The following is an 18,237-nucleotide window of genomic DNA, read 5'->3' as shown; positions in this document are numbered from 1 at the left end:
TTCACCATCGCGACAGGGCAGTGCTGGCAAACCGCGCGCCGCTGGCGCATGTTCTTGACCTCCCTCAATTTAGCCTTATCGGCTCCCAATAAGGTTCGAGGGTGGAGGGTGCGTGCTTCTCGCTGTCTTCTCGGATATCCACGGCAACCGGCAGGCGTTCGAGGCGTGCCTGAAAGTCGCGCGGGCGCGTGGCGCCGAGCGCTTCATCCTGCTTGGCGACTTCGTCGGCTATGGCGCCGATCCGGAATGGGTGGTGGATACCGCGATGGAGCTGGTTGTCCAAGGCGCCGTCGCCGTGCGCGGCAATCATGACCAGGCGGTGAATTCCTCGGCCGAGACCATGAATGCCGAGGCGCAAATCGCGATCGAATGGACCCGCGGCCGGCTCGACACCGCGCAGCGGCGGTTCCTGGCGGAATTGCCGATGCTGGTGGAGGACGGCGATCGCCTGTTCGTGCATTCGGAAGCCTCCAGCCCCCGAAGCTGGCACTATGTCCGATCGACCGCCGACGCAGCCAAGAGCCTGATCGCGACGCCGGCTCATGTCACGTTCTGCGGCCACATCCACCGCCCGGCGATCTATTCGATGTCGGTGACGGCGAAGATGTCGGGACTCGTGCCCAAGACTGACGTCTCCGTACCGCTGCTGCGTGGCCGGCAATGGCTTGCGGTGCTCGGCTCGGTCGGCCAGCCGCGCGATGGCGATCCATCCGCGGCTTTCGCGCTGTTCGACACGGTCTCGTGCCAGATCACCTATTGCCGCGCGCCCTACGACGTCGAGACGGCCGCGAACCGGATCCGCGAGAACGGCCTGCCGCATTGGCTCGCCGACCGACTGTCGCAGGGGCGTTAGAGGCCGATGCCGAAACCCCTCGTCAAATCGGGCGCAGAGATCGACGGCTACACGATTGGCGAATGCGTCCATGCCGGCGGAATGGCGACGCTGTGGACCGTCACCCGTCCCGGCCTCGACGTGCCGCTGCTGATGAAAATTCCGCGGGTGTCGGAGGGCGAGGACCCCGCGGCGATCGTCTCCTTCGAGATGGAGATGATGATCCTGCCGCGGCTTGCGGGTCCGCACGTGCCCTCCTGTTTCGGCACCGGCGATTTCGCCCACCAGGCCTATGTCGTGATCGAGCGCATCTCCGGGACCACGCTCTACAAGCGGTTGCCCGACCTGCCGCTGCCGTATGACGAGGCGCGGCAGCTCGTCGCCAGGATCGCAACGGGGCTTGCTGATTTGCACCGGCAGAACGTGATCCATCACGACATCAAGCCGAGCAGCATCATGTTCCGCGAGAGCGGCGAGGCGGTGTTGATCGACTATGGCCTGTCGCATCACAACCATCTGCCGGACCTGTTGCAGGAGGAATTCCGCCTGCCTTACGGCACCGCGCCCTATATGGCGCCAGAACGGTTGTCAGGGGTGCGCGACGATCCGCGCAGCGATCTGTTCTCGCTGGGCGTGCTGCTCTATTTCTTCACGACCGGCGAGCGGCCGTTCGGCGAGGGCGAGACACTGCGTGCGATGCGGCGCCGGCTTTGGCGCGATCCGCACCCGCCGCGCGGCTTGCGCGCTGATTATCCGCCCTGGCTCCAGGAGGTGGTGCTGCGGTGCCTCGAGATCGAGCCGGTGCGGCGCTATCCGACGGCGTCGCAGCTCGCCTTCGATCTGACCCATCCGGACCAGATCAGGCTCACCACACGCTCGGAGCGGATGAAGCGCGACCCGTTAAGCTTCGCTTGGCGGCGCCGCTTCAACCAGGGCGTCATGCAGCCGCGCGCGAAATCGGATGTCGCAGCCCAGATCGCATCAAGCCCGATCCTCGCGGTCGCGCTCGACACGGTGGAAGGCGCCCCCGAGCTGAACGAAGCGTTGCGCGTCACCACCGAGCGTATTCTCGCCACGCTGCCGTCGGCGCGGCTCGCCTGTCTCAACGTGCTGAGGCTCAACCGCATCGCGATTGACAGGACGCTGGATGAGCAGGGCTCCAACAAGCATATCGACCGGTTGGTGGCGCTCAGACACTGGGCCACGCCGCTCAAGCTCGATGAGAGCCGGCTCTCGGCTCACGTGCTGGAAGCCGTCGATCCCGCGGCGGCCATCCTGGAGTTTTGCGAGGTCAACCACGTCGACCACGTCATCATCGGCGCGCGGCAGGGCTCGTTCAGGCGCACGCTGCTCGGCAGCGTCTCGGCCAAGGTGGCCTCGGAAGCGGCCTGCACCGTCACCGTGGTACGGCCGCCGCGAATGGCTGCGGATGCGGGCGAGGAGGCCGGATAGGGCCGCGCTCTGGATCCTGGAGGCTCAGGCCGCGTGAGCGGTGTGGACGGAGCGCTTGCGACGGATCGGCCAGGAGAATTGCGGGCCGGGCTCGCAGTGATCCGCGCTGCCGCCGAAGAACTGGATGATCTCGCGGCACGGCTCGCAGTTGAACAGGTTACGCGACGCGGATGCCTTGGTCATTTCCTTGAGGCAGTTCGGGCAATGCGGCTTCATGAGCTTGGTCCAGAAAAGAATTCAATGCCGGCGCGGTGACCGGAGCGGGTGATCCAGGTCCATCTCGGGCCCGGTGTCGTCGCGCATCTCGCCTTCGGTGCGTTCGAGCCGACCGAAGAAAAAATCGAGGTCAGGATGTGGGCGCCGCGGGATGCGGCACCGGCGCTTCGGCTGACGTTTCACGAGCGCGATCTGCATGGGGTCAGGCCCGATACCAGTCGCGACGAGCGATGCGGGCCGAGCGTACCGAGACCTTCACCGGTCCGGCCGATGGACCAAACACAACAAACGCACAAAAACCAAGCCACAACGCCACGCCAGTCCAGACCAGGGTCGTCGTCATGATGTGCTCCCGCGAAAACAGGCAAGAATCACTTGCGGTGATTTGCGCGAATCAGGGAAGCCCGGAGGAGTACGGATCAAGTTGCAAATTTAGGCATTACGCGCCGCAACACCCGTAGAGGCCGCACGTCTGCGGAGTCGAGCGGGCCCTCAGATCGCCTCGCCGCGTGCACCCGCGGCGGCGTTGCGGATTGCGGCGATGTTGGTCTTATAGGCATCCTGCGTGCCGCCCCTGAACACGGACGTGCCGGCGACGAAGGCGTTGGCCCCGGCCGCAGCCAGGGGACCTGCGACGTCGGGCCCGACGCCGCCATCGACCTCGATATCGATCGGCCGGCCCGCTGTCATGGCGCGGATGTCGCGGATCTTGCCGATCGCGGAGGGGATGAAGGCCTGGCCGCCGAAGCCGGGATTGACCGACATCACCAGCACGAGGTCGACCAGGTCCAGGACGTATTCGAGCGCACTGATCGACGTGCCCGGATTGAGCGAAACGCCGGCCTTCTTGCCGAGTGCGCGGATCGCCTGAAGCGAGCGGTGCAGATGGGGACCGGCCTCGGCATGCACGGTGATGTGGTCGCAGCCGGCTTTCGCGAAGGCCTCGAGATAGGGGTCACAGGGCGAGATCATCAGATGCGCGTCGAAGATCTTCTTGGTGTGCGGGCGCATCGCCTTAATGACGTCGGGGCCATACGAGATGTTGGGAACGAAGTGCCCGTCCATGACGTCGAGATGGATCCAGTCGGCTCCAGCGGCGTCCACGGCGCGCACCTCCTCGCCGAGCCTGGAGAAATCCGAGGCCAGGATCGAGGGCGCGATTGCCAGGGGGCGGGGAGCGAAGGCTTGGGTCATGGCGGTTTCCCGTGGCGGCCGTGGAAGATGGACTCGCCTAACATGGGCCTCTCAGCCGGGCAATGCGGGGCGGCGTGCTTCCTGTGGGCGGAAATTTCTGCCGCGACCGGCATGAATTGCCGGTGTTCCGGGCCGTGCAAAGTGCGGTGAAAGCGGATTTCATTGAGCTTTTTGCGCTGGCACGGCGCTTGCTGACTTCACCTGAACAGAACATTGGCCGCGGCATGCCGCATCGGTTGGAGTTGTGCAATGTTGTTTGCTCTTGGGGCCGTATCGAGCGCACTCGACGCGATCCAGTCGCTGACGAATTCGAAATCGTCCTCGTCGACGCAGAAGACGGGATCCTCGCAAAAGCCCGCGACCAATCCGTTCGCGATCGAGAGCGGCAGCAACAGCACGACCGGCGCGGCCTCGTCGGTCAATGCGGGCAAGACCCCGCAGATCTCGCCGGAGACGATGAACGCGCTGTTCGCTGCGCAGAGCCAATCCTCGGACAGCACCGGCAGCGCCGCCAGCTCGACCTCGTCGAGTTCGACGTCCTCCTCCTCGACGCGCCGCGACGCCGCCTTGAAGGATCTGTTCTCGCAGATCGATGGGGACGGCGACGGCAAGATCACCAAGTCGGAATTCGAGAATGCGCTCGGCGCCGGCGGCACCAATCTCGCGCAGGCCGACGACGTTTTCTCGAAGCTGGATTCGAATACCGACGGCAGCGTCAGCCTCGACGAGATGTCGAAGGCGCTGAAGGGCGGCCATCACGGTCACCATCACGCGCAAGGCGCGGGCGATGCCTCCGGCAGCGGTTCGGGTTCCTCCTCGCGGTCCAGCGGCGGCTCGACCTCGACCTCGACGACCGGCGCCGACGGTTCGACCACCACCACTGTCACCTATGCCGACGGCTTCAAGATGTCGACGACGGTCCCGGGCGCCTCCAGCTCCCGTAATTCGGCGTACGATCTGTTCGCGCAGTTGATGCAGCGGCAGGGCGGGCAGGGACAAGGCGCCTCAGCGACTGTCGGTTCATCGATGTCGATGAGCGTGTAACCTTGCTCACGGCTAGCCTGCATATTCGTGCGTGATGTCACGATAGACATACCGATCACGGATTTCGCGGTTGAAGAACGTACCCTTTGAGCGCACATTCTTGAGCGCGGCGGCGACCTCGGGTGGAACGTCCGCGTAGACATAGACGCGTCCGCTGACGAAAGTCACCGTCAGCTCGCGCCTATCGGGGGCGTAGCGGAAAAAGCGGATCACGGAAGACGGCATGGCGGTGCACCTTGTCGGCCAGGGTAACGCCGTGTCAGCCGTTTCGTTTCTATCCGAACCGGTCCTTCCACGCCGGCATTGCGCCGGCAAAGGGCAGGGCCGTCGCATTGTAGACGCCGCGAGCGATGGCGCGTGCGACCACGTTGGCGGCGATCGTTCCGAGCTCGGTAAGGCCGACCAGCGGCTCGATCGGCTTCTCGCCCGTTGCGGCGGCGAACAGCACGTCGCCGTCGGTCGGGGCATGCACCGGATAGATCGCACGGGCGAACCCGGTATGCGCGATCATCGCAAGCCGCTTGGCCTGGGGTTTGGTCAGCGTGGCATCGGTGACAACGACGCCGATCGTGGTGTTCTCGCGCGCGTTCGCGGCGGGTCCGCCCTTGATGCGCATCGCCAGCATGTCCGGTGTGAACGTGGACGGCAGGCCGCGCCCGCCGAACTCGCCGTTCTCCTCGAAGGGCGCAGCCCAGAACCAAGGCCCTTCGCCAACGGTTGTGCTGCCGACCGCGTTGACGACCATGATCGCGGCGACCTTGATACCATTGGCCAGGACCGCGGAGGCCGACCCCAGTCCACCCTTGAAGGTCGCGGTGGTGGCACCGAGGCCGGCGCCGACGCTGCCCAGTGCGAAATCGTCGCTGGCGGCCAACGCTGCGGCGTAGCCGAGGTCGCGATAGGGCGCGAAGCGTCCCCAGGCCTTGTCGCCGCCGTTGAGCAAGTCGAAAACGATTGCGCCAGGCACGATCGGAATCACCGCCTCGCGAATCCGCAAGCCGCGGCCTTGTTCGGCGAGCCAGGCCTGGATGCCGCCGCCGGCGTCGATTCCAAAGGCGGAGCCGCCGGACAGCGCGATGGCGTCAACGCGATCGACGGTGCTGGCGAGGTCGAGCAACGCGTCTTCGCGCGTGCCGGGTCCGCCGCCGCGAACATCGATGGCCGCAACCGCGGGGGCGTCGAAGATGATCGCGGTCGTGCCAGTGGCGATTTTCGCATCCTCGGCATGGCCGACGCGGACGCCGGCGATATCGGTGAGAAGGTTTTTCAAGGCGGCTCCGCAGGCTGAAAGGCGCTCGCTTCAGCGATATCGCAGGGATGCCGCAGGCTCAACCCGCGAGCGCGGTCCTCAGCATCTTGGCGAGCTCGGACTTACGGTAGGGCTTTGCCAGCAGCAGCACGCCGGAATCGAGCCGCCCGTGGTGGACGATGGCGTTCTCGGTGTAGCCCGAGGTGAACAGCGTCTTCAGGTCGGGGCGGCGGCGAGCCGCCTCGTCGGCGAGCTGGCGGCCGTTCATGTTGCCGGGCATGATGACGTCCGTGAATAGCAGGTCGATGTCCTTGTCGGCGTCGATGATGACGAGGGCCTCGGCCGCGTTGGCGGCTTCGAGGGCGGTATAGCCGAGGCTCTTGATCTGGGTCACGACATATTGGCGCACCAGCGCGTCGTCCTCGACGATCAGGATCTTCTCGTGGCCGCCGGTGACGGGCGCGTTCTGCAGCGCCTCGAATTCGGTCTCCTGCACGCCGCTCGAGCGCGGCAGGTAAATCTTCACGCTCGTGCCGTGGCCTTCCTCGCTGTAAATCTTGATGTGTCCGCCGGACTGCTTGACGAAGCCGAACACCATGCTGAGCCCGAGGCCGGTGCCCTTGCCGACCTCCTTCGTGGTGAAGAAGGGATCGAACACCCGGTCCATCAACTCCGGCGGGATTCCGGAGCCGGTATCGCTGACGGCGATCATGACGTAATTGCCGGCCACCACGTCGGGATTCATGCTGGCATAGCCGTCGTCGAGGAAGATGTTGCGCGTCTCCAGCACCAGCGTTCCGCCGTCGGGCATCGCATCGCGCGCGTTCAGCGCGAGGTTGAGGATCGCGGTGGAAAGCTGACCCGGGTCGATCAGTGCCGGCCACGCATCCTCGGTGAGTTGCGGCATGATGGTGATCTGCTCGCCGAGCGTGGGATGCAGGAGCTTTGCGGCCTCGAGCGTCAATGCGTTGACGTCGATTTCGCGCGGTTGGAGCGGCTGCTTGCGGGCGAACGCGAGCAGATGCTTGGTCAGTTGCGCGCCGCGCTCGGCGGCGTCGTCGATCAGCTTGGTGATGGCGGCGAGCTCGGGACGGTCAGCGACCGCGTCCGCCAAAATTCCGATCGTGCCGGTGATGACGGTCAGCACATTGTTGAAGTCGTGCGCGACACCGCCGGTCAATTGACCAATCGAATCCATCTTCTGGACGTGCCTGAACTGCGCCTCGGCCGCCTGCTTCTCGGTGAGGTCGCGGCCGATGAAGAAATGGCGCTTGACCGGCTCGGACCAGGTGCCCATCCAGTTCAGCGTGACCTCGTGACCGTCGTAGTGGTAGTAGCGCGCCTCGAAGCTGCGCTTGACCGCGCCACGCCGCGCCGCGCGCATCTCGTCGCGCGTCTTCTGGAGGTCATCGGGATGAATGAACTCGGTGGCGCTGTGCCCGATCATGTCTTCCGGATTCAAGCCGAGAATGGTCTTCACGCTCGGGCTGACCTGGATGAAATTGCCAAAACCGTCGGTGACCAGGATCAGATCCTGTGAGGTCTCGAAGATCCGCTGCCGCTCCTCGACCTCGCGGCGCAGTTTTTCTCGTGCCTGCTTCTCTTCCGTGATGTCGTGGGCGATCTTGGAAGCGCCGATGATCTGTCCGTTGGCTGATTTCAGCGGAGAAACATTGAGGACGACGTCGACCCGCCGGCCGTCCTTTCGGATCCGGACCGTCTCGTGCTGTGCGATCGTTTCGTTGCCGCCGACCCGGTTCAGGATACCCCTGACCTCGGCCTTGCGGTCCTCCGGGACGATGATGTCGATCGGCTGCCCGATGGCCTCCGCGGCGGCATAGCCGAACAGATGTTCGGCGGCCTTGTTCCAGCCCGTGATGACACCGTCGAGCGTCTTCGTGATGATGGCATCATTGGCGGATTCGACGACGGCGCCGTACAGGGCAAGGCGCTTGCCATAATAGTCGCGATCCAATGCCGACTGCTGGCGCAGCCTGCCGACGAGACCCAGCGTATGCGCCTGAAGGCGGACATTTTCGATCAGGAGCACCGCGAGCACGAAGGTCGCCGCGCAGAGGCCGTAGACACGACCGGCGTAGAAGCCGAGATCGAAGCGCGCCACGTTGACGATCGCCGACAGCGCGATGTCGAACAGCCATGCGCACATCACCACCATGAGCCAGACATCGATGACCGAATGCGGACGGCGGAACCACAGCGAGACCAGCGCGGCGAAGCTCAAGGACCAGACAAAGGACACCACGCCGATCATGATCTGCGTGTAACCGCCATCGCGCAGCAGGACCGGAAGCAGGTCGTGCTGCGCAGTGACGATCCAGGTCAAGACGATCATGATCGTGACGACGCCGACCACGCTGGCGTAGATCGCCTTGCTTGCCGAGCCCGTGATCCGGGCGCCGCCGTCGGCCTCCTTCAGCCAGGCGTAGGCCAGCACGCAGAGCGGAAAGCCGCCGTGCCAGATCATGTAGAGCCAGACCGTGGTCTGCTGGTTGGCCCCCAGCAGCCCGGTCGGCGAAAAAAGTCCGGGGAAGGTGAGGGCATGGACCACGGCCGCGGCGGCTGTGAAAAGATAGCCCGTCGCGAGCATGAGCAGCGCGCTGGTCCTGAGCACCGCAAACTGCGACAACAGCAGGACGGCGGTGACAATGTCCGCGACCACAAGGGCGGATTGATAGCTGGCGACGAAGGCTGGCACGGGCAGTAGCGGGATACCCGCGAAGGGCACGGCCACTGCGAACAGGATCGACGAGACGCCCACGATCGCCAATGCTGCGGTGCGGTCCTTCGGGGTAGCCGGCAACGTCGAAAGGAATGTGCTTCGATCGGTCGTCGCAGACACGTGCAGCTCGCGCAGATCGGTTTTGAGCATCTTCGCCAATCTCATTTGGCCCAATCAATTTCTGCCGATGGTAGCGGGTTCTGGGCACGCATCATGACAAAACCCACTGCGACTCAACCGAAGGTTACAGTTTACTTAATTATGGGGGGAACGCGCACCGGGGATCGGGTAAGATGCGCTTTACTGGATGGTGCAATAATGCTCTCCCGCAGCTGCGGGTTCCAGGTTTGAACCAGGCATTTTGATTTCAGGATCCGGGAGTTGTTCCCTATGCCCCGCGTTCTCATCATCGACGACCAGAAGGACGTCCGTGCGATGGTCGCGATCGTGCTGCGCGTCAACCGTTATGAGGTCGTTGAGGCCGACAGCGGCGCAGCCGGGGTGAAAGCCTTCACCGAGGTCGGCTTCGACGCGGCAATCGTGGACATTTTCCTCGGCGATACCAGTGGCGTCGAGGTCATCACGACCCTGCGCGAGCTTGCACCGAGCCTCCCGGTCGTTGCCGTGTCGGGGATGACGGCGCTGGACTTCATGGAACAATCGCCCCACCTCGCCAGCGTGGTCTGCCTGCAAAAGCCGTTTCGGCCGAACGATCTTCTTGAAGCGCTGAGGAAGGCCCAAGGCGCGGTGGACGGCGCGATACAAGCAGCAGTCTGATCCTGACGCAGGAAGAAACGCCCCGGGCGAGCCGGGGCGCGATGATGATTGGAGGAGGCCTTCAGGCCCCGGCAAGCGTGCTTAGGTGCCGTTGCCGCTGATCGCGGCGTAGCCGCCCTTGGCGTCCCATTTGTAGACGACGTAGTCGAGCTGCTTGATATCGCCCTTGGAGTCATACTCGATCGGCCCGATCACGGTATCCCACTTGCCGGCCTTGATGGCTGCCATGACCTTCTTGGCGTCGGTGGTGCCGGCCTTCTTGGCCGCCTCCGACCAAACCTGCATCGCTGCGTAGGTGTAGAGCGTGTAGCCCTCGGGGTCGATGTTCTTGGCCTTGAAGGCTTCGACGATCTTCTTCGCGGTCGGCTTGTTGCGCGGATCGGGGCCGAAGGTGAACAGCGTGCCTTCGCCGGCCGGGCCGGTGATGGAGGCGTATTCCTTGTCGGCGAGTGCGTCGCCGGCCATCAGCACGGTCTTCAGGCCCTGGTCGCGCATCTGGCGCAGGAGAAGGCCGCTCTCTTGATGGTAGCCCCCGACATAGACGAGATCGATGTTGTCGCGCTTCAGCCGCGAGACGATCGCGTTGAAGTCCTTGTCGCCCTTGTTGTAGGACTCGTACATCTTCTCGGTGACGCCGGCCTTGTTGAGCGCCTTCTTGGTCTCGTCCGCAAGACCCTTGCCGTAGGTGGTCTTGTCGTTGAGGATGGCGATGTTCTTGCCCTTGTAGTTCTTGGCGATGAACTGGGCGGCGACCAGGCCCTGCTGGTCGTCGCGGCCGCAGACGCGCGCCACGTTCCACAGTCCGCTATCGGTGAACTTCGGATTGGTGGAGGCGGGAGTAATCTGGAGCACGTTGCCGTCGGCATAGGCTTCCGACGCGGGGATCGACGAGGACGAGCAATAATGCCCGGCCACGAACGGAATTTTCGCGCCGGCGATCTTCTCGGCGATCGAGCGCGCCTGTTTCGGATCGCAGGCGTCGTCCTCGACGGACAACGCGAGCTTCTTGCCGTTGACGCCGCCGGCGGCGTTGATATCGGCTACGGCCATCTCGGCGCCGTTCTTCATCTGGCGGCCGAAGGCGGACTCGCCGCCGGTCATCGGACCTGCGACTGCGACGGTGACATCCTGCGCGAATGCCGCGCTCGACAGCGCGATCGATGCGCCGAATGCCAGACCGATGAGCTTCAGTGATTTCATGAGATACCTCGAGGGTGGTCGCCTGTGGAAGTTACCGGGCATGCCCGGTTCAAACCGGCGCCATTCTTGAATGAATTCGAGGAGAAGTCACCGGCAAAATACGGGCATTGGCAGAGATATCGCCAAATTCGGCCGCACGGGTTCGCCTTGGCGGCCTCAGCCGTGCCGGCCGCCTTCCAGGTAGGCGGCGCGAATCTCGGGGCGCTGCAACAACTCGGCACCGGTCCCGGCCAGGGTGATCAGGCCATTGACCATGACATAGCCGCGATGGGCGAGCTTGAGCGCGTGGTTGGCGTTCTGCTCGACGATCAGCACGGTCAGGCCGTCCTGCCGGTTCAGAGTGCGGATCGCATCGAAAATCTGGCGCGCGATCAGCGGCGCCAGACCGAGCGAGGGCTCATCAAGCAGGAGCAGGCGAGGGCGGCTCATCAAAGCGCGGCCGATGGCCAGCATCTGCTGCTCGCCGCCAGACAGGGTTCCCCCGCGCTGGCCGTAGCGTTCCTTCAGCCGCGGAAACAGCGTGAACACGCGTTGTAGCGTCACCTCGCGTTCGGCGTCGGTGCATTCGGTGGCGTCCGCCCCCATCTGGAGATTTTCCGCCACGCTCATGCGCGGGAAGATGCGGCGGCCTTCCGGCGATTGCGCGATGCGCAAATGCGCGATCTCGTGGGTGGGCACTTCGGTGATGTCGCGGCCTTCGTACAGGATCTGGCCGGCGCGGGCGCGGGGCTTGCCGAAGATCGTCATCATCAGCGTCGATTTGCCGGCGCCGTTGGCGCCGATCAGCGCCACGATCTCGCCGGCATTGATCTCGAGGTCAACGCCCTTCAGCGCCTCGATCTTGCCGTAGGCAGCGCGAAGGCCGTGGATCGCGAGCAGGGCAGTGGGCGACGTCACGACCCGCTCTCCATCACGGCCGCCGCCTCTTCCTCATCGGTGCCGAGATAGGCGGCGATCACCTTCGGATCGTCGCGAACCTCGCGCGGGGAGCCTTCAGAGATCTTCACACCGTGGTCCATCACCACGATATGGTCGGAGATCTCCATCACCACGGACATGTCGTGCTCGATCAGCAGGATCGAGGTGCCGAGCTCGTTCCGGATCGACAGCAGCAGCTCGCTCAGGGCGGCGCTCTCGCGCGCATTGAGGCCGGCGGCGGGTTCGTCCAGGCACAAGAGCGCGGGCTCGGTGCACATCGCGCGTGCGATCTCGAGTCGTCGCTGGTCGCCATAGGCAAAATTACCGGCAGCATCGTCGGCGCGATCGAGCAAATTGACGCGCTTGAGCCAGTCGGTGGCGAGATCGATCGCGCGCTTCTCGGCGTCGCGGTAGACGGGCGCGCCAATGAGCCCGAGCAAGGTGAAGCCGGAGGCGCGCATCAGCGCGTTGTGCTGCGCCACCATCAGGTTTTCCAGCGCCGTCATGCCGGGAAACAGGCGGATGTTCTGGAAGGTGCGGGCGACCTTGGCCTGCTTCGCGATGCGGAAATCGTTCAGCCGCTCCAGCGCGATCACCTTGCCGTCGTCATGGCCGAGGCGGATGGCGCCGCCGCTCGGCTTGTAGAACCCGGTGATGCAGTTGAAGACCGTTGTCTTGCCGGCACCGTTGGGTCCGATCAGCGCGGTGATCTTCTTCCGCTCGGCAGCAAACGACAGGTCCTGCACCGCGACGATGCCGCCGAAGCGCATGGTGAGCCGGTCGACCTCGAGAATCTGGTCGCGGCTCATCCGTGCCCCTCCTTGACGAGGTCGGATGAGATCGCGTGGGCCTTGGTCAGATACACGGTCGGCGCGCGATGGCCGATCAGGCCGCGCGGCCGCCAGATCATGATCAGCACCATGGCCATGCCGAACACCAGCATGCGATAGCTCTCGAGGCTCCGGAACAGTTCGAAACCGCCGATCATGGCGAGCGCTGCGAGCGCGACGCCAAGCTGCGAGCCCATGCCGCCAAGCACGACGATGGCGAGCACCAGCGCCGATTCCTGGAAGGTGAAGGATTCCGGGCTGATGAAGCCCTGGCGGGTCGCAAAGAACGCGCCGGCAAAGCCGCCGAACATCGCACCGGTCGCGAATGCCGTGAGCTTGGTGGTCGTGGTGTTGATGCCGAGCGCGCGGCAGGCGACCTCGTCCTCGCGCAGGGCTTCCCAGGCGCGGCCGATCGGCAGGCGGCGCAGCCGGATCGTCACCCAGTTGGTGAGCAGCGCGAGCGCCAGGATCAGGTAGAACAGGAAGACGATGCGGTGGGTCGGCGAATATTCGATGCCGAGCCTGGCTGCGAGGCCGTTGTCGCTATTGTCGAGCGGGATGCCGAAGAAAGAGGGGCGGGGAATGCTGGAGACGCCGTTGGGGCCGCCGGTCAGATCCTGCCAATTGATGATGACGAGGCGGATGATCTCGCCGAAGGCGAGCGTCACGATCGCGAGGTAGTCGCCGCGCAGGCGCAGCACGGGGAAGCCGAGCAGCACGCCCCAGAATGCGGCGAGGACGCCCGCTAGCGGCAGGCAGATCCAGAATGACCAGCCGAAATTGGTCGCAAGCAGCGCGTAGGAATAGGCGCCGACCGCATAGAAGGCGACATAGCCGAGATCGAGCAGGCCAGCCAGCCCGACCACGACATTCAACCCCCAGCCCAGCATCACATAGGTGAGCACGAGGATGGCGAGATCTAGGATGTAGCGCTGGTCATAGAAGATCACAGGCACCAGCAGGGTGAAGATCAGAAGCGCCGGTGCGAGATAGCGGCCGAGGAACGACATTCCGCTCTGCACCGCCGGCGGCACCAGCTTCTCGGCGCCGGTCGGACCGATCCATTGCTTGAGCAGCTCGAGCACGATCGAGCCGCCGAATACCGCGGCGACGAGGGAGGCGACCTCGCCGAAGCGCGTCCAATAGGTGAGCTGGCCGTCGGAACCGGCTTCGGTGCGGACGCCGACCATCAGCGAGAACAGCACCAGCGCGATCAGTGCGTTGACGCAGGCGGTCTTCAGGAGAGCGGGGATGCCCGATGCGGTTTTGGCGGTATTGATCGAGGGAGCTTTCACGCGCGCGACCGTCAGACTTTTTCGACTTCGGGGCGGCCGAGCAGGCCGGTCGGCATGAAGATCAGCACGACGATCAGGATCGAGAACGCGGCGACATCCTTGTATTCGACCGAGAAATAGGCCGACCAGAACGTCTCGATCAGCCCGATCGCGAGCCCCCCGAGCATGGCGCCGGGCAGCGAGCCGATGCCGCCGAGTACGGCCGCGGTGAACGCCTTGATGCCGGCGACGAAGCCCATGAAGAAATCGACCAGGCCGTAATAGAGCAGGTACATCAGGCCGGCCACTGCGGCGAGCGCAGCGCCGATCACGAAGGTCATGGAGATAGTGCGGTCGACGTTGACGCCGAGCAGCGCCGCCATGGTCTGGTCCTGCTCGCAGGCGCGCATGTCGCGCCCGAGCCGTGTGCGCGACACCAGCCAGGTGAAGATCGCCAGCAGCACGATGGTGGTGATGACCACCACGATCTGGATATTGGAGAGCTGGATGACGAAGCCATCGGCGCTCTCGTGCAGCGTATAGCCGCCGGTGATCACTGGCGGCACTGGCTTCACCCGCGCGCCTTGCGCCACCTGCGAATAGTTGGTCAGCACGAACGACATGCCGATCGCCGACAGCATCGGCGCGAGGCGGAAGGAGTGGCGCAACGGACGGTAGGCGATGCGCTCGATGGTCCAGCCATACAGGGCGGTGATCGCCATCGAGACCAGGATCACGATCAAAAGGATCACCGGGACCGCAGTCAGGCCCGTCGAGACCAGCAGAAGGAAGGTGATCAGGGCGATGAAGCCGCCGATCATGAAGACATCGCCATGGGCGAAGTTGATCATCCCGACGATGCCGTAGACCATCGTGTAGCCGATCGCGATCAGCCCGTAGATCGAGCCGAGCACGAGACCGTTGATGAGCTGCTGGGCGAAATAATCCATAGGCTGCCGTACCCAAATCTGACGCGGCTCAAAGGGAGCTCTTCGAGAGAGTGCTGGTTTCTTCTCGGGCCCCGGCAGCCCTTAAGCATTCTCGTTTTGTAACAGGAGGGAACTGGCGGCTGCAACCGGCCTCGCCTCCGCATCAAGGCTTTTACAGAGATCATTTGGCGCTCCGGTTCCCCCGCAATGGGCGGAACCGGCTCCGTCAGCGCCATCGGATGCCTGTCGGGAGGCAGTTAAGGTAAACAAAGGGTTTAAATTGCCGCCACAGTCTGATGCGAGTTAGCTCCCGGCAGAGCCTTTCATCGAAGGCGCGGCCAAACGAAGCGGGAAGCGGCATGTTCGGAAACTGGCGGATCGGTTCGGTCAACGGCGCACTTCTGGCGGCCTATTTCATCCCGACCTGGACCCTCGTTGCCTTCAACATCATGGTGGCGCCGGTGCACGGCCTCTATGAGCGGCCGAGCGTCGCAGTCGCTCTTTTCCTCAGCGACCATCTCCAGATGGCGGGGATGGACACGGTGCGCGCCGCCTGGCTGCTGGCGCTGGGGCGCTTAACGGTGGTGGCGTTCTTTGCGATCTACCTTGCGCTGCTCTGCATCCCCCGTATCCGCAAGAACGGCGGCAGCGACGAAGCGCTCGGCATTGCGCTTGCGATCGGCAGCCTGATCTCGTTTGCGAGCATGATCATGGCCTCGAAGGTCGGCGAGATGGCCGCGCTGCGGCTGCACGCCACCGAACTTCTGCTCTTGCTCGGTGCCGCCATCGTGGTGGTGATCGAGCGGCCCGCGGCGGCGCCCAAGATCGTTCAGAAGCCCGTCGAGGCCACCCCGCCGCTAGGTCTTGAGCAGGCCGAGCTCCTGCACAATCGCTGAGGCTTCCTTGACGGCGTGGTTCGCCGCCGGCACGCCGCAATAGATCGCCTGCTGCAGCAGGATTTCCTTGATGTCGTTGGGCGTGAAGCCACCCTCGGCGAGGGCCGCGCGCACATGCAGGCGGAATTCATCCCATTGCCCAAGCGCAACCATGGTGCCGATCACCAGCACCCGCCGCGTGCGCTCGTCGAAATGCGGCCGCGTCCAGATCTCGCCCCAGGCGTAGCGCGTGATCATGTCCTGGAAATCGGTGTTGAATGCATTGCGACCCGCGATCGACTTGTCGACCCAGGCATTGCCCAGCACTTTTCGGCGCACGTTCATACCGGCATCGCGGCGTTTCTGGTCGTCCATGCTGTTTCCTCCTTCGTCATTGCGAGGAGCGAAGCGACGAAGCAATCCAGTCTCTCACGGCAGACGGATTTCTGGTTGCATCGCTGTGCTCCCAACGACGGTTGTGGCTAGCGTTGCGTCAAAAAGCCCACGACCGCGTCGGTGAATGCGTGCGGCTGCTCGACATTGGAAATGTGGGCGGCGTCAATGATGGTCATGCTCGCGCCGGGAATGCTTGAGCGGATCAATTCACCCGCCGAAATCGGCGTCGCCATGTCGTGGCGGCCGGCGATCACCAGTGTCGGGTTCTTGATGTTCGGCAGCAACGCGCGCTGGTCGAGCGTCGACAGCGCTTCGCAGCAGGCGAGATAGCCTTCGAGCGGCGAGGCCAGCAGCATCTCCTTCATCCTGGCGGTGATGTCGGGCGCGCGCTCGCGGAAATCCTGGGTGAGCCAGCCGGCGATAACGGCGTCGGCGACGGCGGCGATGCCGCCCTTCTTCACCGCGTCAATGCGCTCGAGCCATTTGGTCGGCTCGGCGTAGTAGCAGGAGGTGTTGGCGAGGATGAGCTTGCCGAAGCGCTCCGGCGCGTTCGCGCCGAGCCATTGCCCAACCATGCCGCCCATCGACAGGCCGCACCAGTGCACTTTTTCGATATTGAGGTCGTCCAGGATGGCGAGCACGTCGCGGCCGAAGCGCTCCATGGTGTAGGGGCCGGGCGGAACGTTGGACTTGCCGTGGCCGCGGCGGTCGTAGCGGATGACGCGGAATATCTGCGTCAGTGCCTTCATCTGCGGCTCCCACATCTGCAGCGTGCAGCCGAGCGAGTTCGAGAGCATCAGCGTCGGCCCGCCGTCGCGGCCCTCGACGGAGACGTTGATCAGGCAACCGTCGGCATCGATCATGGGCATGCGGGCGTCTCCGTTTTATTTGCGCGCAGGACTGCTTTATTCGCGTTCGAGGCTGTCGAGCAGGCGATCGATCAGGGCTTGGGAAGCGCCTTGATAGGCCATCGGCTCGAGCAACGCCGCAATTTTGTCCGGCGAAAGATGCGCAGTGACATGCGAATCGGCTGCGAGCACCTCGCGCAGATGCTTCTTCTCGGCGACCGCGCGCTTGCTCGCGGCCTCGATCAGATGATGCGCATCGCTCTTGCCCATCGTCTCGGCCAGCGCAAAGGTAACCGCTTCCGCCATGATCAGCCCGTGCGTCGCATCGAGATTGCTGCGCATGCGCGCGGCATCGACATCGAGACCCTCGGCGATGTCGACGATGGCGGCAAGCGCGCCGGAGGTGACCAGCATCAATTGCGGCAGCGTCGGCCATTCCGCGTGCCAGGGACCGGCGCTGCGTTCGTGGTCCTGCACCTGTGCGGCAAAAATCGTCGCTGCGAGCTGAGGCGCCATGGTCGCGCAGCCGAGCGCGCTTGCGGCTGCGACCGGGTTGCGCTTGTGCGGCATGGTCGAGGAGCCGCCGCGGCCTTCCCCGGCGGGCTCGAACGCCTCTGCGACGTCGGTCTGCATCAGCAGCGAGACGTCGCGCGCGATCTTGCCGCAGCTTCCGGCGAGAATCGCGAAGGCTGATGCGGCTTCCGCGATGCGGTCACGGTGGGTGTGCCAGGGGGCTTCTGGCAATGGCAGGTTCAGCTCCTGCGCCAGCCGTTCTGAAACGACGAGCCCCTTGTCGCCAAGTGCCGCAAGCGTGCCGGCCGCGCCGCCGAATTGCAGTGCGAGGCCCTCGCGGCGCAGCCGCCTGAGGCGGCAGCGGGCGCGGGCAAGGCTTGCGGCATATTCGGCGGCCTTCAGTCCGAACGGCATCGGCAGGGCGTGCTGGAGCCAGGTTCGCGCCACCATTGCCGTGTTGCGATGACTGCGCGCAAGTGCGGCAAAGCCCTTGATGGCGCGGCTGAGATCGGCGTCCAATGCATCGATGCCGGCGCGAAGCGTGAGCATGGTCGCGCTGTCGATGACGTCCTGGCTGGTCGCGCCCCAATGCACGTAGCGTGCGGCCTCGGCGTCGCCCTTGCCGACATTGGCGGTCAGAGTCTTGACCAAGGGGATCGCGAGATTGCCGGATCGAGTCGCGGCCTCGGCCAGCGCAGCCATGTCAAAGGTATCGGCCTTGCACGCGGCTTCGATCGGGCCCACCGCGGACGCGGGAATCACACCCGTGGCCGCCTCGGCTCGGGCGAGGGCTGCCTCGAAATCGAGCATATTCTGAAGGGTCGACCGGTCGTCGCAGACCGCGCGCATGGCCACGCTCGACAGCATCGGCGCGAGCAGGGGGGAGAGGGATGTGCTCATATTGTGCGGGACCTAACCACCATGACCCGCCTGTGCCAATCCCAAACCGG

At 64.5% G+C, this 18,237-nt stretch carries 20 protein-coding genes; 5 read left to right on the top strand and 15 right to left on the bottom strand.

The window, feature by feature from the left end; all coding sequences use genetic code 11:
- Window positions 1-112 precede the first annotated feature (112 nt).
- Window positions 113-853 (top strand): metallophosphoesterase family protein, encoded by a 741-nt coding sequence (locus IVB19_RS23710; RefSeq protein ID WP_085351051.1) that lies wholly within the window; start codon window positions 113-115, stop codon window positions 851-853.
- Between the two features lie 6 nt (window positions 854-859).
- Entirely contained in the window at window positions 860-2,284 is a 1,425-nt protein-coding gene (locus tag IVB19_RS23705; protein WP_247337350.1) for a bifunctional serine/threonine-protein kinase/universal stress protein, read from the top strand.
- A 24-nt stretch (window positions 2,285-2,308) separates the two neighbouring features.
- Here the strand turns inward: IVB19_RS23705 and IVB19_RS23700 are convergent, their stop codons facing one another.
- From IVB19_RS23700 to rpe, 4 genes are all read right to left on the bottom strand, one after another.
- Complete coding sequence (locus tag IVB19_RS23700; protein ID WP_085351052.1) at window positions 2,309-2,500, bottom strand: hypothetical protein; 192 nt, start codon at window positions 2,498-2,500, stop codon at window positions 2,309-2,311.
- Between the two features lie 21 nt (window positions 2,501-2,521).
- On the bottom strand, window positions 2,522-2,698 hold the full coding sequence (locus tag IVB19_RS23695; protein WP_162847283.1) for a hypothetical protein: 177 nt from the start codon (window positions 2,696-2,698) through the stop codon (window positions 2,522-2,524).
- 4 nt (window positions 2,699-2,702) lie between these two features.
- Complete coding sequence (locus tag IVB19_RS23690; protein WP_162847284.1) at window positions 2,703-2,843, bottom strand: hypothetical protein; 141 nt, start codon at window positions 2,841-2,843, stop codon at window positions 2,703-2,705.
- 149 nt (window positions 2,844-2,992) lie between these two features.
- Complete coding sequence (gene rpe, locus IVB19_RS23685) at window positions 2,993-3,694, bottom strand: ribulose-phosphate 3-epimerase (protein ID WP_247337352.1); 702 nt, start codon at window positions 3,692-3,694, stop codon at window positions 2,993-2,995.
- A gap of 249 nt (window positions 3,695-3,943) precedes the next feature.
- Here rpe and IVB19_RS23680 point away from each other — a divergent pair, with 249 nt between their 5' ends.
- Window positions 3,944-4,738 carry an EF-hand domain-containing protein gene (locus IVB19_RS23680; protein WP_247361913.1) on the top strand — a complete coding sequence of 265 codons (795 nt, stop codon included), beginning with the start codon at window positions 3,944-3,946 and terminating at the stop codon, window positions 4,736-4,738.
- Window positions 4,739-4,750: 12 nt separating this feature from the next.
- On the opposite strand, the gene IVB19_RS23675 is transcribed toward IVB19_RS23680, so the two are convergent.
- From IVB19_RS23675 to IVB19_RS23665, 3 genes are read right to left on the bottom strand one after another with little or no spacing between them, the layout of a single operon-like run.
- Complete coding sequence (locus IVB19_RS23675; protein ID WP_085351054.1) at window positions 4,751-4,963, bottom strand: KTSC domain-containing protein; 213 nt, start codon at window positions 4,961-4,963, stop codon at window positions 4,751-4,753.
- A gap of 49 nt (window positions 4,964-5,012) precedes the next feature.
- Window positions 5,013-6,008, bottom strand: a complete 996-nt coding sequence (locus IVB19_RS23670; RefSeq protein ID WP_018455570.1) for a P1 family peptidase — start codon at window positions 6,006-6,008, stop codon at window positions 5,013-5,015.
- A gap of 58 nt (window positions 6,009-6,066) precedes the next feature.
- Window positions 6,067-8,877: a PAS domain S-box protein gene (locus IVB19_RS23665; RefSeq protein WP_247819893.1), complete on the bottom strand. Its 2,811-nt coding sequence runs from the start codon at window positions 8,875-8,877 to the stop codon at window positions 6,067-6,069.
- A gap of 240 nt (window positions 8,878-9,117) precedes the next feature.
- Here IVB19_RS23665 and IVB19_RS23660 point away from each other — a divergent pair, with 240 nt between their 5' ends.
- Entirely contained in the window at window positions 9,118-9,504 is a 387-nt protein-coding gene (locus IVB19_RS23660; protein WP_085351056.1) for a response regulator, read from the top strand.
- A gap of 81 nt (window positions 9,505-9,585) precedes the next feature.
- Here the strand turns inward: IVB19_RS23660 and IVB19_RS23655 are convergent, their stop codons facing one another.
- From IVB19_RS23655 to IVB19_RS23635, 5 genes are all read right to left on the bottom strand, one after another.
- Window positions 9,586-10,704 (bottom strand): branched-chain amino acid ABC transporter substrate-binding protein, encoded by a 1,119-nt coding sequence (locus IVB19_RS23655; RefSeq protein ID WP_018455573.1) that lies wholly within the window; start codon window positions 10,702-10,704, stop codon window positions 9,586-9,588.
- A gap of 156 nt (window positions 10,705-10,860) precedes the next feature.
- Window positions 10,861-11,601, bottom strand: coding sequence for an ABC transporter ATP-binding protein (locus tag IVB19_RS23650; protein ID WP_018455574.1), 741 nt, complete (start codon window positions 11,599-11,601; stop codon window positions 10,861-10,863).
- Window positions 11,598-12,431, bottom strand: coding sequence for an ABC transporter ATP-binding protein (locus IVB19_RS23645; RefSeq protein WP_018455575.1), 834 nt, complete (start codon window positions 12,429-12,431; stop codon window positions 11,598-11,600). Before IVB19_RS23645 ends, IVB19_RS23650 begins: the two co-directional genes overlap by 4 nt.
- Window positions 12,428-13,747, bottom strand: coding sequence for a high-affinity branched-chain amino acid ABC transporter permease LivM (locus IVB19_RS23640; protein WP_018455576.1), 1,320 nt, complete (start codon window positions 13,745-13,747; stop codon window positions 12,428-12,430). The genes IVB19_RS23645 and IVB19_RS23640 overlap by 4 nt, the downstream gene beginning before the upstream one ends.
- 11 nt (window positions 13,748-13,758) lie before the next feature.
- Window positions 13,759-14,676, bottom strand: a complete 918-nt coding sequence (locus IVB19_RS23635) for an ABC transporter permease subunit (protein WP_018455577.1) — start codon at window positions 14,674-14,676, stop codon at window positions 13,759-13,761.
- A gap of 338 nt (window positions 14,677-15,014) precedes the next feature.
- On the opposite strand from IVB19_RS23635, the gene IVB19_RS23630 reads away from it, so the two are divergent.
- Complete coding sequence (locus IVB19_RS23630) at window positions 15,015-15,551, top strand: hypothetical protein (protein ID WP_018455578.1); 537 nt, start codon at window positions 15,015-15,017, stop codon at window positions 15,549-15,551.
- On the opposite strand, the gene IVB19_RS23625 is transcribed toward IVB19_RS23630, so the two are convergent.
- The 3 genes from IVB19_RS23625 to IVB19_RS23615 all read right to left on the bottom strand — a co-directional run bounded on the left by IVB19_RS23625 (window position 15,513) and on the right by IVB19_RS23615 (window position 18,187).
- Complete coding sequence (locus tag IVB19_RS23625) at window positions 15,513-15,905, bottom strand: carboxymuconolactone decarboxylase family protein (protein ID WP_085351059.1); 393 nt, start codon at window positions 15,903-15,905, stop codon at window positions 15,513-15,515. The genes IVB19_RS23630 and IVB19_RS23625 overlap by 39 nt on opposite strands.
- 107 nt (window positions 15,906-16,012) lie before the next feature.
- The gene (gene pcaD / locus IVB19_RS23620; RefSeq protein ID WP_018455580.1) at window positions 16,013-16,795 is read right to left on the bottom strand and encodes a 3-oxoadipate enol-lactonase; all 783 of its coding nucleotides are present in this window, start codon (window positions 16,793-16,795) and stop codon (window positions 16,013-16,015) included.
- A gap of 36 nt (window positions 16,796-16,831) precedes the next feature.
- Window positions 16,832-18,187, bottom strand: a complete 1,356-nt coding sequence (locus IVB19_RS23615) for a 3-carboxy-cis,cis-muconate cycloisomerase (RefSeq protein ID WP_247337359.1) — start codon at window positions 18,185-18,187, stop codon at window positions 16,832-16,834.
- Window positions 18,188-18,237: the final 50 nt, after the last annotated feature.

This window comes from Bradyrhizobium sp. 187 (genome assembly GCF_023101005.1).
GTDB lineage: Bacteria > Pseudomonadota > Alphaproteobacteria > Rhizobiales > Xanthobacteraceae > Bradyrhizobium > Bradyrhizobium canariense_D.
This window is presented reverse-complemented; position numbering and strand designations above follow the sequence as displayed.

What these genes read in the sequence shown, in the direction of transcription:
- IVB19_RS23705 (WP_247337350.1), top strand. Translation starts at nt 860, where the DNA reads ATGCCGAAACCCCTCGTCAAATCGGGCGCAGAGATCGACGGCTACACG.
- IVB19_RS23700 (WP_085351052.1), bottom strand. Translation starts at nt 2,500, where the DNA reads ATGAAGCCGCATTGCCCGAACTGCCTCAAGGAAATGACCAAGGCATCC.
- IVB19_RS23695 (WP_162847283.1), bottom strand. Translation starts at nt 2,698, where the DNA reads ATGCAGATCGCGCTCGTGAAACGTCAGCCGAAGCGCCGGTGCCGCATC.
- IVB19_RS23690 (WP_162847284.1), bottom strand. Translation starts at nt 2,843, where the DNA reads ATGACGACGACCCTGGTCTGGACTGGCGTGGCGTTGTGGCTTGGTTTT.
- rpe (WP_247337352.1), bottom strand. Translation starts at nt 3,694, where the DNA reads ATGACCCAAGCCTTCGCTCCCCGCCCCCTGGCAATCGCGCCCTCGATC.
- IVB19_RS23680 (WP_247361913.1), top strand. Translation starts at nt 3,944, where the DNA reads ATGTTGTTTGCTCTTGGGGCCGTATCGAGCGCACTCGACGCGATCCAG.
- IVB19_RS23675 (WP_085351054.1), bottom strand. Translation starts at nt 4,963, where the DNA reads ATGCCGTCTTCCGTGATCCGCTTTTTCCGCTACGCCCCCGATAGGCGC.
- IVB19_RS23665 (WP_247819893.1), bottom strand. Translation starts at nt 8,877, where the DNA reads ATGCTCAAAACCGATCTGCGCGAGCTGCACGTGTCTGCGACGACCGAT.
- IVB19_RS23660 (WP_085351056.1), top strand. Translation starts at nt 9,118, where the DNA reads ATGCCCCGCGTTCTCATCATCGACGACCAGAAGGACGTCCGTGCGATG.
- IVB19_RS23655 (WP_018455573.1), bottom strand. Translation starts at nt 10,704, where the DNA reads ATGAAATCACTGAAGCTCATCGGTCTGGCATTCGGCGCATCGATCGCG.
- IVB19_RS23645 (WP_018455575.1), bottom strand. Translation starts at nt 12,431, where the DNA reads ATGAGCCGCGACCAGATTCTCGAGGTCGACCGGCTCACCATGCGCTTC.
- IVB19_RS23635 (WP_018455577.1), bottom strand. Translation starts at nt 14,676, where the DNA reads ATGGATTATTTCGCCCAGCAGCTCATCAACGGTCTCGTGCTCGGCTCG.
- IVB19_RS23630 (WP_018455578.1), top strand. Translation starts at nt 15,015, where the DNA reads ATGTTCGGAAACTGGCGGATCGGTTCGGTCAACGGCGCACTTCTGGCG.
- IVB19_RS23625 (WP_085351059.1), bottom strand. Translation starts at nt 15,905, where the DNA reads ATGGACGACCAGAAACGCCGCGATGCCGGTATGAACGTGCGCCGAAAA.
- pcaD (WP_018455580.1), bottom strand. Translation starts at nt 16,795, where the DNA reads ATGCCCATGATCGATGCCGACGGTTGCCTGATCAACGTCTCCGTCGAG.
- IVB19_RS23615 (WP_247337359.1), bottom strand. Translation starts at nt 18,187, where the DNA reads ATGAGCACATCCCTCTCCCCCCTGCTCGCGCCGATGCTGTCGAGCGTG.